General features: G+C 55.9%; 13 protein-coding genes and 1 tRNA gene. 6 read left to right on the top strand and 8 right to left on the bottom strand.

The window, feature by feature from the left end; all coding sequences use genetic code 11:
* Window positions 1–196 precede the first annotated feature (196 nt).
* Window positions 197–391 (bottom strand): 50S ribosomal protein L28, encoded by a 195-nt coding sequence (rpmB, locus tag ALMA_RS01440; RefSeq protein ID WP_018142574.1) that lies wholly within the window; start codon window positions 389–391, stop codon window positions 197–199.
* A gap of 305 nt (window positions 392–696) precedes the next feature.
* Here rpmB and ALMA_RS01435 point away from each other — a divergent pair, with 305 nt between their 5' ends.
* Both ALMA_RS01435 and ALMA_RS01430 read left to right on the top strand, forming a co-directional pair.
* Entirely contained in the window at window positions 697–1,656 is a 960-nt protein-coding gene (locus ALMA_RS01435) for a mechanosensitive ion channel family protein (protein WP_094726065.1), read from the top strand.
* Window positions 1,657–1,760: 104 nt separating this feature from the next.
* Window positions 1,761–3,158: an ATP-binding protein gene (locus tag ALMA_RS01430; RefSeq protein ID WP_094726064.1), complete on the top strand. Its 1,398-nt coding sequence runs from the start codon at window positions 1,761–1,763 to the stop codon at window positions 3,156–3,158.
* 97 nt (window positions 3,159–3,255) lie between these two features.
* Here ALMA_RS01430 and leuD read toward each other — a convergent pair whose 3' ends face one another.
* Entirely contained in the window at window positions 3,256–3,972 is a 717-nt protein-coding gene (leuD, locus tag ALMA_RS01425) for a 3-isopropylmalate dehydratase small subunit (protein ID WP_094726063.1), read from the bottom strand.
* A 21-nt stretch (window positions 3,973–3,993) separates the two neighbouring features.
* On the bottom strand, window positions 3,994–5,442 hold the full coding sequence (gene leuC, locus ALMA_RS01420) for a 3-isopropylmalate dehydratase large subunit (RefSeq protein WP_086106692.1): 1,449 nt from the start codon (window positions 5,440–5,442) through the stop codon (window positions 3,994–3,996).
* Between the two features lie 72 nt (window positions 5,443–5,514).
* Between leuC and ALMA_RS01415 the strand changes: the two genes are divergently transcribed.
* On the top strand, window positions 5,515–6,306 hold the full coding sequence (locus ALMA_RS01415) for an IclR family transcriptional regulator (RefSeq protein WP_094726062.1): 792 nt from the start codon (window positions 5,515–5,517) through the stop codon (window positions 6,304–6,306).
* A 70-nt stretch (window positions 6,307–6,376) separates the two neighbouring features.
* On the opposite strand, the gene ALMA_RS01410 is transcribed toward ALMA_RS01415, so the two are convergent.
* Window positions 6,377–7,741 carry a metallophosphoesterase gene (locus tag ALMA_RS01410; RefSeq protein ID WP_169712293.1) on the bottom strand — a complete coding sequence of 455 codons (1,365 nt, stop codon included), beginning with the start codon at window positions 7,739–7,741 and terminating at the stop codon, window positions 6,377–6,379.
* 75 nt (window positions 7,742–7,816) lie between these two features.
* On the opposite strand from ALMA_RS01410, the gene bsh reads away from it, so the two are divergent.
* Window positions 7,817–8,824, top strand: a complete 1,008-nt coding sequence (bsh, locus tag ALMA_RS01405; RefSeq protein ID WP_094726060.1) for a choloylglycine hydrolase — start codon at window positions 7,817–7,819, stop codon at window positions 8,822–8,824.
* A 58-nt stretch (window positions 8,825–8,882) separates the two neighbouring features.
* On the opposite strand, the gene ALMA_RS01400 is transcribed toward bsh, so the two are convergent.
* From ALMA_RS01400 to serS, 4 genes are all read right to left on the bottom strand, one after another.
* A complete protein-coding gene (locus ALMA_RS01400) occupies window positions 8,883–9,353 on the bottom strand; it encodes a hypothetical protein (RefSeq protein ID WP_094726059.1) in 471 nt (156 codons plus the stop codon).
* A 33-nt stretch (window positions 9,354–9,386) separates the two neighbouring features.
* Window positions 9,387–9,599 (bottom strand): hypothetical protein, encoded by a 213-nt coding sequence (locus ALMA_RS01395; RefSeq protein ID WP_086106687.1) that lies wholly within the window; start codon window positions 9,597–9,599, stop codon window positions 9,387–9,389.
* A 185-nt stretch (window positions 9,600–9,784) separates the two neighbouring features.
* Window positions 9,785–9,870: transfer RNA gene (locus ALMA_RS01390), tRNA-Ser, on the bottom strand.
* 102 nt (window positions 9,871–9,972) lie between these two features.
* A complete protein-coding gene (gene serS, locus ALMA_RS01385; protein WP_094726058.1) occupies window positions 9,973–11,259 on the bottom strand; it encodes a serine--tRNA ligase in 1,287 nt (428 codons plus the stop codon).
* A gap of 163 nt (window positions 11,260–11,422) precedes the next feature.
* On the opposite strand from serS, the gene ALMA_RS01380 reads away from it, so the two are divergent.
* Window positions 11,423–13,330 (top strand): hypothetical protein, encoded by a 1,908-nt coding sequence (locus ALMA_RS01380; RefSeq protein ID WP_148140229.1) that lies wholly within the window; start codon window positions 11,423–11,425, stop codon window positions 13,328–13,330.
* Window positions 13,331–13,580: 250 nt separating this feature from the next.
* Window positions 13,581–14,630, top strand: a complete 1,050-nt coding sequence (locus ALMA_RS01375; RefSeq protein WP_094726056.1) for a zinc-dependent alcohol dehydrogenase family protein — start codon at window positions 13,581–13,583, stop codon at window positions 14,628–14,630.
* Window positions 14,631–14,772 lie beyond the last annotated feature (142 nt).

The raw sequence follows: 14,772 nt of genomic DNA, 5'->3' as shown, positions 1-14,772 counted from the left end.
GTCGAGTTGTGTGTAAATCGTCTCACGAGAGACATCAGATGGAATGAATTATCTAGACTTTCGTGAGCTACGTGAGACGATTTACACACAACGCAGGCAGCTCCACATACACGAAGACCCCCGGAATGACTCCCGGAGGTCTTCGCTAAAGCACGACCTTCACGCCGAAGCGTGAAGTGTACTCATGTGTGGCCTACTATGCCACGCGACGCTGTACCTTACCAGCCTTGAGGCACGAGGTGCATACGCGAAGGCGAACGTTTTCGCCATCTACAGTGGTACGCACAGCCTGGAGGTTAGGCAGGAAGCGACGCTTATTACGAATATGCGAATGCGATACGCTATAACCGGTCTGTGGACCCTTACCGCATACTGCGCAACGAGCTGCCATGATGGACTCCTCTGCTTGTTTAAACTCACATCTTTCTGTGCTTCTAGATAAACAAGCGTAAGGTCCACCTAGAGCACACAACTTATTAATGATATATGAGGCCACAGACCTTTGCAAGTTCGGGCATTCCTCAGAGCGAACGTAAGGAAAACCGTACACGAGTAGCATGCGAAAACATCCCACACTCTGAAAGAGCGCTGAAAATGCTGTGAATTTCTCGCATGAAACTCGTCTCCACTCTAGCACACGCACGCACGACCCTATAGAGTAGAAGTCCAGATATCAGTTCATGAAGAAAGTATGCCATGGATTCGTTTACTTCTTTCGTCGCACCTCTCACCTCATGGGTGTCTAACCGCACAGACCGCATCGTGTTTTTCGTGGTCGCACTCGTAGTCACGTGGCTTATCCAGCGCTATGTGGCACGCGGACTCCATGCCTTACTCGACCGATCCCCCATTCCGAGCGCATCGCTGTATATAAACATTACACGCGTGAGCATCTGGGTACTGGCAGTGATTATCGTGCTCAAGCCCGTGTTCGGCATCGAGGCAAATTCCCTCGTCACTGCTCTGGGAGTAGGTGGTGTGGCCATCTCCCTCGGTTTACAGGCCACGATATCGAACATAGTCTCAGGATTCGGACTTATGGCGGGAAACGTGGTGAAGCCTGGAGACAAGATAGCCATTAATGGCGTGAAAGGCACTGTGAAGGACGTCACATGGCGCCACACGGTGGTTATGGAGCGTGGGGGTAATGAGCTATGGGTTCCGAACTCGGTACTGAATACCGCGACACTGGAGAAATTGCCACGAACGAATGAAGCTCTCACGAAGCTACGCATCCTGCTTCGCTCGGACATAGACATCCGCGAAACCGTAGGGGACATCGTAAAAACGGTCCGCACAGCCACCGCGAACTATGCCATGCGCGGCACTACGCCTACCGTACGCCTCGTCAGTTTTACCGCCTACGGCATCGAAGCGGACGTGGTACTCTACGCGAAAGAGCGCGCATCTTTCGCCGTCGTGCATGATCTCGCGGCGCGCGCACTCGTGGGAAAGCCGTACATGGCACTCGCGGAAGACGCAGCCAGCGCACACAGCCTGCATGCGCCGACCGCGAAGACCATCCCACTCGACCATCTGCGCGTCGAAAGTACGCAAGACCTCGTCTCCACGCAGATTCTCAAGCCGAAACCGGAGCAGCTCCATCCCGCCACGCATCCATCCGGCGGCGCAAACGCGAAAAACGTGGCAGAATAGAGCAGTTTTACCTCCAAAAACGTTACGAAAAACGTGGCAGATGATAGACTAGAAACTACGAAAAACGTGGCAGCCTTTTCTTGCTCTATCTGAGGAGGTGTAGCATGCTCGAACGCACAGCATGGAAAGCTCTCGACGCATGGTCAGCTGACCAGAAGTCAGGCAGGTCAAAAAAAGCGCTCATGATTACTGGCGCTCGCCAGATAGGAAAAACTACACTCGTGCGCGCTTTCGCTCGTGAACGGTATACCCACTTCGCCGAGCTGAACTTCCTCGAAGACCCTGAAGCTGCACGCATTTTCGAGGGCAGTCTCGATGCAGACACGATTATCACAAATCTCACTGCGTACCTGCGCACCCCTCTCGAGGCAGGCAGCACGCTCATTCTCCTCGACGAGATTCAGGAATGCCCCTCTGCACGTACAGCCATCAAGTTTCTCGTAGAAGACGGCAGGTTCGACTACGTGGAAACAGGATCTCTCCTCGGCGTGCGTACACGGCAGGTGACATCCTATCCGGTAGGCTTCGAGCAGCAGCTCCACATGTATCCGCTCGATTTCGACGAATTCTGTCGCGCAAACGGCGTGCAGCAGCGCACTCTGGACATTCTGCGCGAGCACTTTACCCAGCGCACACCCGTCCCCGATGCTGTGCACACGACGATGATGCAGCTGTGGCAGACATATCTCATCGTGGGAGGCATGCCAGATGCCGTTCAGGAATACGTCACCACACATGACATAGCACGCGTTACACAGATACATCGTGACCTCCTCGCACTCTACCGTCTCGATATAGCGAAATATGCCGAGAAAAACGACGAAACGAAGATTCGTGCCATCTTCGACGCCATCCCTTCCCAGCTCGACGATAAAAACCGCCGATTCATCCTCGCAGATCTCTCGAAAACTGCACGCCAAAACCGCTATGCGAGTAGTTTCCTCTGGCTCGCTGATGCAGGCGTAGCTCTTCCCTGCTATACCGTGAAAGATCCCGTACGTCCTCTTGAAGGGAGCGGAAATCACAGTCTCTTTAAGCTGTTCCTGAACGATACTGGTTTGCTGTGTACAGCTCTGATGGGACAGGTAGGTCATGGGACTCTGCAGTATGACATTCTGCAGGGGCGAGTCGATGCGAATCTCGGCGCTGTTATGGAGAATGTCATCGCTCAGGAGCTGCGCGCGCACGGTTTTGACTTGTATTATATGAACGCGAAACGCTATGGCGAGGTGGACTTCATGGTCGAGTCGGGTGCTGACGTGCTGCCGCTCGAAGTAAAGTCTGGGCGAGACTGGACCCGTCATAAGGCCCTCGATAACATCATGGCTGTGTCCGAGTGGAACATACCTGTGAGTTACGTACTGTGTCGCGGGAACGTAGCGGCGCCGAAGAACGAGACAAGCGAGCGCGTGGTTTATCTGCCCCTCTATATGAGTATGTTCCTCGAGCCACAGCGTGCAGACGGCCCCTTGATTCACACTGTGGACCTGAGTGCTTTGTAAAAAATACCTTCCATGCAAAAAACGGCTGAGCATACACTGTCTTTCGTAGGACAGGCTCGCTCAGCCGTACTTGTAGTCTCGCTTGTGGCGAGAAATCTTATTCTGCAGCTCCAGCTGTCACCGTCTCGCCGGCCGTCTCGCGGTCTGCGAGAGGGCCGTCCCATGGCTCTTTCACCTCAGGCGCGGAGCTGACATACTCGACCGGAGTGGTCAGAGCCGGGATAGTCTTCGGCTTAAACGGGAACTTTTCTGCGCGCATCTTCTCATACGCATCGATGGCATCCTCATGCTGGAGCGTGAGGTCGATGTCATCATAACCATTCATCAGACGCCAGCGCACGTAGTCATCCACCTCAAACGGCAGCGTGACGTCCCCACACGTCACCGTGCGGTCCACGAGGCTCACCGTCACCTGAAGGCCCGGCTCTTCTTCCAGCAGCTTCCACAGCAGCTCGATGGATTCCATCGGCATGAGGGCTGCCAGAACGCCGTTCTTCGCAGTATTACCATAGAAAATATCTGCAAAACGTGGCGCTATGACCACGCGGAAACCGTAATCATGCAGCGCCCAGACCGCATGCTCACGCGACGAACCGATGCCGAAGTCCGGCCCCGCCACGAGCACGCTGCCCGCGCGGTACGCATCCTGGTTCAGGATGAAGTTCGGGTCACGGCGCCATGCATAAAACAGCGCATCTTCAAAGCCCGAACGCGTCACGCGCTTGAGGAAGACAGCAGGGATAATCTGATCCGTGTCCACGCTCGAGCGGCGCAGAGGCACGCCCGTACCAGTAAAAACAGTGAGTTTTTCCATAATTCTCGCTTCTCCTCTCCCCTACTGCACGGCCTGTACGGCACTGACCACGGATGCAGACAGCGGCTCGAGGTCACGCGGCGAGCTGAGCGTTCCGCGCACAGCCGTCGCTGCAGCCACGAGTGGAGACGCCAGATGTGTACGGCTGCCCTTACCCTGGCGGCCTTCGAAGTTACGGTTCGAGGTGGATACAGCACGCTCGTGTGCCACCATCTGGTCCTGATTCATACCCAAGCACATGGAGCAGCCCGCATTACGCCATTCTGCGCCGAAGTCGAGGAAGATCTTATCCAGGCCTTCCTTCTCCGCTTGCAGACGAGCGCGCGAAGAGGCAGGAACCACGAGAACACGATGCAGATTCTCTGCCTTATGACGGCCCTTCATAATGGCTGCTGCGGCACGCAAGTCTTCGATGCGGCCGTTCGTGCAGGAGCCTATGAACACGGTGTCCACAGCGATGTCACGCATCGGTGTGCCTGCTTCGAGGCCCATGTACTTCAGCGCAGATTCCGCAGCAGCTTTATCCGTAGGGTCAGCGAAGTCTTCTGGAGATGGAACAGCATCATTCAGCGGTATGCCCTGGCCTGGATTCGTGCCCCAGGTAACGAATGGGGACAGCTCATCTGCGCGCAGGGTGATCTCCTTATCAAAGACGGCATCCTCATCGGTGACCAGAGACTTCCAGTACTCCACAGCGCGATCCCACATCTCACCCTTCGGAGCATGTGGTCGCCCCTTGAGATACTCGAAGGTGGTCTCATCCGGAGCTATCATGCCGGCGCGCGCTCCGCCTTCTATGGACATGTTACAGATGGTCATGCGCGCTTCCATGGACAGCTTACGAATGGCTTCGCCACGGTACTCAAAGACATAGCCCTGACCTCCGCCGATGCCTATCTTCGCGATGATGGCCAGGATGATGTCCTTCGAGGTCACATCCTCCGGCAGCTCACCTTCCACATTAATGGCCATGGTCTTAAACGGCTTCAAACTCAGCGTCTGCGTGGCCATGACATGCTCCACTTCCGAGGTGCCGATACCGAAGGCGAGCGCCCCGAATGCACCATGTGTAGAGGTGTGCGAGTCTCCACACACGATAGTCATACCCGGCTGAGTCACACCCAGCTGCGGCCCCATGGCATGCACGATGCCCTGGTCTGCATCGCCCAGTGGGTGCAGACGCACTCCGAACTCCTTACAGTTCGCTTCCAGAGTGGATATCTGCTTCGCACTCGTCTCATCTGGCGAGACCTGATCGATGTTAAACGTCGGAGTGTTATGGTCTTCGGTGGCCAGAGTCAGCTCCGTATGGCGAAGCTGACGGCCAGCGAGACGCAGGCCCTCGAATGCCTGAGGGCTGGTCACTTCGTGCATGAGCTGCAAATCTATATAAATGAGGTCAGGAGCGCCATCCTCGCCCTTACGCACGAGGTGATCTGCCCATACCTTTTCTGCCATCGTTTTTCCCATGAGTACATTTTTACTGATGAAGACGCGCCCAGAGGGTTTGCATGTCACATACTGAGATGGCATAATACATACATGGTAGATAAGCAAATCGGCATCCACGATGCGAACACATCCGCGAAAAGCAGTGAAAAATCAGGCGAAAAGACCCCCGACCTCGTGAAGTCTGGCGTCGGCGTCCTGGATAAGGCTGCTCTCATTCTGGACACCCTCGAAAAGGGGCCGTGCTCCCTGTCTCAGCTCGTGAATGACACAGGTCTCGCTCGCCCGACCACGCACCGCCTGGCCATCGCTTTGGAGCGACACCGCTTCATCGCCAGAGACCAGCAGGGCCGCTTCACCGTGGGTGCTCGCTTCGCTGAACTCGCTACCGTAGCAGGCGAAGACCGCCTGCTCACATCTGCCGAACCTATTCTTCAGACTCTCCTCGAACGTACTGGCGAATCCGCCCAGATATACCGCCGCCAGGGAGACCAGCGCGTGTGCATAGCAGCAGTAGAGCGTGCCAGCGGTCTGCGCGATTCCATTCCTGTGGGCGCCATGCTGTCCATGGAAGCAGGATCCGCAGCGCACATCCTTCTCGCTTGGGAAGACAGTGAGCACATGCACCAGGGACTGCGCCGAGCACAGTTCACCGCTCAGACTCTGAACACCGTACGCCGCCGCGGCTGGAGCGAGTCCATTAATGAGCGAGAGAAGGGCGTATGCTCCGTCTCGGCTCCTATCCGTAACGCGTCTGGTCACGTCATCGCCGCCATCTCCATCTCCGGCCCTGTGGACCGCATGGGCATATCCCCAGGGCGTCACTATGCGCCGCTGGTCATGAAAGCAGGAAAGTACCTCAGCGACGCCATGGCGCGCGTGTAAGGATGTAAGCCGTAAGGCCGTAAGGCCGTACGGCTGTAAGGCTTACGCGCGCCCGCCGCCGCGTGAGCCGTTACTTACGCCCGCCGCGCGATCCGCCACGCCCGAAGGTCAGCACAGAAATAATCCCCGCCACTACGGCTGCCACACTGGCGAGCACTTTCGGCTTTCTGAGCAGGTTTATAGCTTCGCCCGTGTTATTCGGCATGTACGTGCTCGCGAGGGCATACGCTTTATTCCCCGACGGCTTTCCCACGAGATCACCGAACTCGAGCAGCTGCGTGCGCGGCTCGAAGGGATGGCGCACGTCGAACTCGAAGAGCCGCACGCCGCGGTTTTCTGGGCTCGGCCCGTAAGTGCTAAATCCGGCCGTCGGCGTGCTCGCCAGCAGAATCCCGTCCACCACGCCAGCGATGGCATTTCGGTGGTCGTGCGCTGCTGCCAGAGCGAAATAATTGTGCTCCTGCAAAAAGCGGAACTCATTCGTATCGCGGTCCGGGCAGCTGATGCCCTCGCCGAGATAACTGCCCGGAAGCGTGCGGTTCTCGTCCAGCACATAGCTGTACGATTCGAACGCGCGATATCCCTGAATAGCGTTCGCCGTAGTCACCGGAACGGGCCTGAGCAGGTCGTAATACTTCTGCACCGGCATGTGCTGGAAGGCCATAGCACGCACGTTCATCTCACGCGGGACGTGCTTGACGAACTGTAGCGCGCGGCTGCTCGGCGCGGCATACCCACCCTCCTGCGCGTAGTCTCCCGAATTTACTATGGTCAGTCCCAGCAGATTCGCCTCGTTATACTGGTCGCGCACAGGCAGTGCGAACGTGCCCGCCTCGCCCGAGTCATACACACGCTGATGTGGCAGAAGAACGTTCGGCGTGTCGCCTTGCTCAGACGGCGTGTCGCCTGAAGCGTTCGGCGTGTCGCGACGCGGATTCACGCACCCCGGAAACTCACGGTACAGCTCAGTCAGCTCGTCGAGGCTCAGACCGCACTGAAAATCATGATTTCCGAAAGTAACCGCGAACGGAATATGCCGGCTGACTACCGGTTCGAGGAAGGCGGCTAAAGTAGAGCGCACTATCTGGCGCGTGCGCTCCTTCTCCTCAGCGGACGGCTCGAGCTGCCGGTCGAGCCACGTGCGCTTCACGAACGTAGGCGCGTACGCCGTATCATACCCGGCTATCTGATTTCCCGTAAAAATGACGATGTCCGGCCGCGCAGCATCGCACGCCGCCGCGATGAGCCGGACCGTATCTTTCGAGACTTTCGGACCGTCCTGATTATCGCTCACCTGCAGCACGCGAAACTTCCCGGACGCGTGAAACTGCAGCTGCCCGAGCCGCGCGGACACGGACGTAGACGCCGGCGCGCTTGCTTCCCTGCTGTCAATTCTTCCGCTATCTACCGTGCCACTTGCGTTCTGTTCAGTCATATCTTCCAGCATACTCTAGGGCGGGCTATATCGCGCGATTTGTCGGTATAATAGATATGACGAAAGGAGTTCCTCATGTGTACAAGCATTACGTACCATACGCAGGACCATTACTTCGGCAGGAACCTCGACTATGAGCGCTCCTACGGAGAAAAGATAACCATCACACCTCGCGACTTTGTCTTCTCTCTGCGTCACGAAGGCGAGCTTTCTCACCACTATGCCATCATAGGAATGGCCACGGTGATTTCTAACTTCCCACTGTATTATGATGCTACGAATGAATGCGGCCTGAGTATAGCTGGACTGAACTTCTCCGGGTATGCACAGTATTCCAGCACTACTACTGCGTCATCTGCAGACAGAACGAATGCGAAGGTTACATCATTCGAGCTCATCCCTTGGCTGCTCGGCACGTGTAAGGATGTTCGCACAGCGAGGGCAGCTCTCGAAGGTCTTACCATCACGGATGAAAGCTTCGTAGAGTCTCTTCCTGCATCCCCACTCCACTGGATGATAGCGGACAGAGACGAATGCATCGTCTACGAATACACGAAGGATGGCGGAAAGATATACGAGAATCCCGTAGGCGTTATGACGAATAACCCGTCGTTCGACTACCACATGACACATCTTCAGGATTTCCTCCACGTGTCTCACGGTCCGCTCATGAATAACCTCCTCTCGGGGACATCCGTGGAACCATATAGTCGTGGAATGGGCGCGATGGGGCTTCCTGGAGACCTTTCCAGCGCTTCTCGTTTCGTGCGTGCAGCATATACGAAGCTGAACTCTCTGAGTGATGCAGATGAGGCAAGCAGCGTCCAGCAGTTCTTCTCCATTCTCGACAGCGTCGCGCAGGCGAAAGGCTGCTGCTACCTCGGAGACGATGCGGACGGCCACCCTCAGTACGAGTACACGCTTTATAGTTCCTGCTGTAACGTGGATAAGGGGATTTACTACTATAAGACGCATGAGAACTCTCACATCACAGCAGTAAACCTCTTCCACGAAGACCTCGACAGCACTACTCTCAAGATCTTCCCACTCGAGCGCGAGTGGAAGCCTACATTTTCGAACTAACCTCCTGCGACGTCATCAGCGACGAGGAGGGCCTGTATCGGCGAAACATATTCCGCTGTTACAGGCCCTCCTCTCGCTCGTAATTTTTTACGAACTTCTCACGACGACGCCGTCCACGCTTTTTGAGTCCACACTGAAGCATAGTCTTCGTCATCTCATCGTTCGACGCATGGATATTTATGTGAGCTGCTGGAACATCACCATGATGATCACGGAGATAATCATAATGAAAGAAAGGAGCTCCGAGATACCCCTCATTCTGAGGCAAAATACGTATGGATGATTTTTCTATAGTGAGATACCCATGAGCATTTATCTCATATTCATAAGAAAACTGGAGACGAAGAACGCCTTTCCCTTCTCCCGTAAGAGTTATTCCTGATCCCACATGGGAGATAACTGTTTTCCGCGCACCTTCCGTCTCATACAGCTGCGCATAAGAACCATGCATATCCGGCTGGCCGAGGACACCCCGTAACAAGGACTCTATGCGCTCCGCAAAGAACACGGCCGTATCCTCACCACCCATACCGCACCTACTTCATCATATACATCGTGGTTCTTAATCGAAATCTTTCATGAGGAACTTGATGTGCTGAAGTTCAGACATAGCTTCCGATTCATCCAGCGATAAGCCATATGCGTTCGAACGCGCATATAAATCCTCGAACGACCCATACTTCTTCGTCAAAGCACTCTGCTTATCTACAAGCTGCTTTCGCGTCCACATCACGCGGCGCACAGGATATGACACAGATGCACTCGTGGCAGGCATATCACACCTCATTTCGTATCCTGCATCGCCGATAGAAGCACCCCGCCAGCGACACATAGTAGTGGTTATTATTATCTCATAAAGAGCACCCGTACATGCCCGAAAAAGCATCACTGCAGAAACTGCTTCAGAAGATATAAAATGTCTCGCAGCCCTCTATTCATGCGGGATGCGAGACATCACAATGGCGGATAGTGAGGGATTTGAACCCCCGGTACTCTCGTACGCTTGTTTTCAAGACAAGTGCCTTCGACCGCTCGGCCAACTATCCTCGAGTGATCCGGGAGGCTCGTACGTCCATTCCCGAATCACCACAACCTTATGCACTATATGCTATTTTCCGCAAAAGTGCAAATCCAGCGCTTCCGGCTCTTTACGCTTCCCACGTGGTCGGCTCGATAACTTCCTTACCACCCATGTATGGACGCATAGCTGCAGGAATCTCTATAGCGCCATCTGCAGTCTGGTGGTTTTCGAGAATGGCCACCAGCCAGCGCGTCGTAGCCAAAGTACCGTTCAGCGTAGCGACTGGGCGAGTGCCGCCTTCCTCCAGGCGTTCACGAATGTTCAGGCGACGAGCCTGGTACTCCGTGCAGTTCGAGGTAGACGTGAGCTCACGGTAGCGACCCTGAGTAGGTACCCATGCTTCGCAGTCAAACTTTCGCGCTGCAGACGAACCGAGGTCACCAGCAGCCGTGTCGATGATGCGGTATGGCACTTCCACCTTACCAAGCATCTCCTGCTCCATAGCGAGCAGACGCTGGTGCTCAGCCTGAGAGTCTTCCTGCTTCACGTAGGTGAACATCTCCACCTTATTAAACTGATGCACACGAATGATGCCCATGGTGTCCTTACCCGCAGAGCCCGCTTCACGGCGGTAGCAGCTGGACCAGCCTGCGTAACGCAGTGGACCGTTCGACAGGTCTAGGATTTCATCTGCATGCATACCTGCGAGAGCTACCTCCGATGTACCCACGAGGTAGGAATCATCTGGCTCACGCAGACGGTAAATCTCATCTGCATGCGAGTTCAGGAAGCCCGTTCCTGCCATAATCTCTGGGCGCACGAGCGTAGGTGTGGTGGTCATGATGAAGCCGTTCGCTTCTGCCTGGTCTACCGCCATGGTGAGCATGGCCAGCTCGAGGCGTGCTATGGCTCCGCGCAGGAAGTAGAAGCGAGAACCCGAGACCTTCGCACCGCGGCGCATGTCGATGCCCGCTACGCCCTCACCCAGCTCGAGGTGGTTCTTCGGCTCGAAGCCCTCAGCTGCGAAGTCACGTGGAGTGCCTATCTCCTTCACCACCACGTAGTCATCCTCGCCACCTTCTGGAGCAGCATCTTCGACCACGTTCGAGAACTTCCACATGAGGTTCGTGTAGTCTTCATTCGCTTTATCCGCGGCGTCCTTCAGAGACGCCACCTGAGCGGCGAGCTCCTTCGTCTGCGCGATGAGCGCAGCCTTCTGATCTGCCGGCGCCGAAGCGACCTTCTTACCCATGTCCTTCTGCTGCGCACGCGCATCTTCGAAGGCTTTCAGAGCGTCGCGGCGCTGCTGGTCTGCGCGGAGAGTATCATCCACGAGTTCCACAGATTCACCGCGCTTACGCTGCGATTCCTTCACGATATCGGCATGTTCGCGCATAAATTGAATATCAAGCATAGTTCTAAAATTATCCGCAAAGTATGACATTACGGTTAAACACGCGGACGGTTTTTCAGCGCGTCGTCGTTCGGCGTGTCGTTTTCTGAGGTCAATTCTTCCTCGTCCTACCCTGCCGAGTAAAATAGTAAAACCCAAAACTAAAGAAAGAACGAGGAACACCATGAATATTTCGACGAGGAAATTTTCTTCCTGGCGGTGCCGCACAGTGCTCACTCTTCTCGCAGCGCTCGTCACCTGCCTTTCTTTGCTTTGCCCGCCAGCATCGCTCACTCCCGCACATGCTGCGCCATTCCCTGTAGACCTCGTGCCCCATCTCGTCCGCGAAGTCGGTGAGGGTGGAGTACTGACGAATTATGGAGTACAGGGAGCGGAATTTACGTGGCACGTGGTCGTGGAGAATGCCGGCCGTGCCGTCGCACGTGATGTCACCTTCGACCTCGCCATTCCTGCTGGCACCACCGAGGTTCACGCGACCTGCGCGAGGAAGACGTTTAATGCGGACTGCCCTACGGATGACCAGCTGAAGGTAGCACCTGCCACGCTCACAGAAGATGGACATCTCACCGGCACCATTCCTTACATACTCGGCACACAGTTCAGTATGTCTCGAGAATCCGTAACCATTCAGGTCACAGGCCGCTACCCATTCCGCGACCAGGTCACGCCTACTCTTTCCGTAGCCCCTGCAGCAGAAGCGATAGATACGAATCCGTATGATAACGAGACAGCGGAAATCATCCACCTTCAGCCAGTCACCGTGCCCGTATCCGTAAAAATTGAGCAGGATACACCAGACCTCCATTCAGGAGCAGAGCGCCACTATACCGTCACGTATGCGAACGACGGCGATGCCGACGCTCCCGTCACGCTAAACGCGCAGTACGCTTCCGCCAGTCCGAGTCAGAGCGATACACTCAGCACGAGCGTAACCTGTACCACCTCATCGACCGCGCCATGCCCACTCGGCGCCGAGGACGAGCACCCAGCAGCAGAGTCTCTTCTCAGCACAGCAGTCACTCTCCCAGCTCACACAGCCCTCGTCGTCGATGTACGCGTCACCCACACTATCCCAGCGCGACGAGTATCTCTCGATACAGCGCCTCTGCCCCAGCCTGTGAACCTCACCGCGAGTATGGCAAGTACCGGCACTGTGCGTCTCACGGGCACTGTGCGCGACCAGAGCGCCGGTAGCCTCACTCCCGATGCCTTCAGCACGCCGGAAGCGAGTAAGGAAGAAGCACTCCCCGAGATAGATACGAACGATGTGCCTGTCTATACAGAAAAGGGTGAGCCTGCGCAAGAAGAGGCTCTTCCTGACATACCCCTCGACCAGGTTCCTCCGTATTCGGAAAACGGTGAGACCATACCAGCAGAGGAACTTCCAGAGATCTCTCCTGACGATGTACCGACATATTCCGAACATGGCGATGCGCTAACCGAAGAGGCTCTTCCCGAGATAGAAAACGGGGCACTCCCCACCACCACCCTGCTGACCGTGCCGCAGTACAGCACTATCACAGCAGACCTCGTCCGCGAGCACGTGCACGCTCCAGAAGGAGCGAGCACAGCCATCACAGGAGCGTACCCAGATACGAGCACGCCAGGAGATAAAACGGGCGTCAGTGTCCTCGTGACTCTTCGCCAAGGGATTCCTGTAGGAGTGACTGTCCCCGTACGCGTCGTCCCTGTCACTTACGTCCCGTCAGAGCATCTCACGAGCGAGCGCGAGGAGTTCCCTCTCGATGAGGTTCCTCCCCACAGCGAGGTCGGCGCACCACTGACAGTCGAAGCTCTTCCTGAGATATCTCTCAGCGACGTTCCTGTGTATACGAGCCGTGGTGAGCCACTCGTGCAGCCAGCGCTTTCTGAGTTCCCACTCAGCCAGGTACCAGCTGCGGCACCGGCTCCAGAGCCAGAAAAGGTTCCAGCAGCGAAGAGCACACAGAAGCGTCTCGCTCGTACAGGATCATCGGTAACAGCGCTCATCCTGCTCAGCTGCGTGCTTGTGCTGTCCGCAGTGGCGCTGCGCGTGCGTGTGCACGTACGTTCACGGATGCGTCGGCATTAGCCCACGGCCTATGCCACGTTCTGCGCGCGCCACGCACTTTTTTCTGCGTGCAGAACGTGGCATTTTCACACCTCATATCCAGCCTTTTTCCTACTCACCCAGCCACACGTGTGCACTTGGATGTTCATATACACACTCCCCCGTGTGCGCCATGACATTCCCTTTTTTGTCTGAACTACCTAAAATAAGACGTGCAGCGGGATGACCCGCCGCACGTTGCACCCACAAGGTCGTAGCAAAGGAGCTCTATATGAAGGCAGCAACATACGTTTCCGCAGGCGTTCTCGAACTGACCGAGAAGGAAAAGCCACACGTTATCAAGCCTACTGATGCGGTCGTGCGCATGGTGAAGTCCACCATCTGCGGCACCGACCTGCACATTCTGGGTGGAGATGTGCCTGCCTGCAAGCCAGGGACCACGCTCGGCCACGAAGCCATCGGCATCGTGGAAGAAGTGGGCGATGCAGTAAATAACTTTAAGGTGGGAGATAAGGTCATCGTCTCGTGCGTGACCGCATGTAACACGTGCTACTACTGCAAGCAGCAGCTTCCGAGCCACTGCGAGGATGGCGGCTGGATTCTCGGCCACCTCATCGAGGGAACTCAGGCAGAGTATATCCATATCCCTCATGCAGATGGTAGCCTGTACCACGCTCCAGAATCGGTGAGCGACGAAGCGCTCGTCATGCTCTCGGATATTCTTCCTACCTCGTATGAGATAGGCGTCCAGCCATCGCACGTAAAGCCAGGCGACACCGTCTGCATCGTAGGCGCAGGACCTATCGGTCTGGCAGCGCTGCTCACTGTTCAGTTCTACTCGCCGAGCCGCATCATCATGGTGGACCTCTCGGAGTCGCGCCTCGAAGCATCGAAGGAATTTGGTGCTACGGACGTCATCGTCTCCACCACGACGGAAGAAGTGAAGGCGAAGATAGACGAGATGACGGGCGGTCGCGGCGTAGACATCGTCTTCGAGTGCGTGGGATACCCTGCCACCTTCGACATCTGCCAGAAGGTCGTGGCCATCGGCGGACACGTCTCGAATGTGGGCGTTCATGGTAAGCCAGTATCCTTCGACCTGCAGGATCTGTGGATTAAGAACATTACGCTGTCCACCGGTCTGGTGAACGCGAACACTACGGAGATGCTGCTCGAAGTGCTGAAGAGTGGAAAGATCGATGCGACGAAGCTCGTCACGCATCACTTCAAGCTCTCGGAGATTACCGAAGCCTATAAGGTCTTTAAGGCAGCTGAAGAGAATCACACGCTGAAGGTCATCATCGAAAACGACCTGAGCTGAGACGACTAGATTTCTTCGAATAGAGTGTCAGGGGTGTGCTACCGTTCACGGTGGTGCACCCCTGACGTTGTGTCGCGACACGCGCACCCGTCCCAGTTATGAAACAGTTGTGTAATTCTGCCAGATTCTCACCACTTCTGCC

It is taken from the genome of Alloscardovia macacae (assembly GCF_002259705.1).
In the GTDB taxonomy this organism is placed as follows: Bacteria; Actinomycetota; Actinomycetes; order Actinomycetales; family Bifidobacteriaceae; genus Alloscardovia; species Alloscardovia macacae.
Note: the sequence above shows the minus strand (reverse complement) of the source record. Positions and strands in the feature narration are given on the sequence as shown.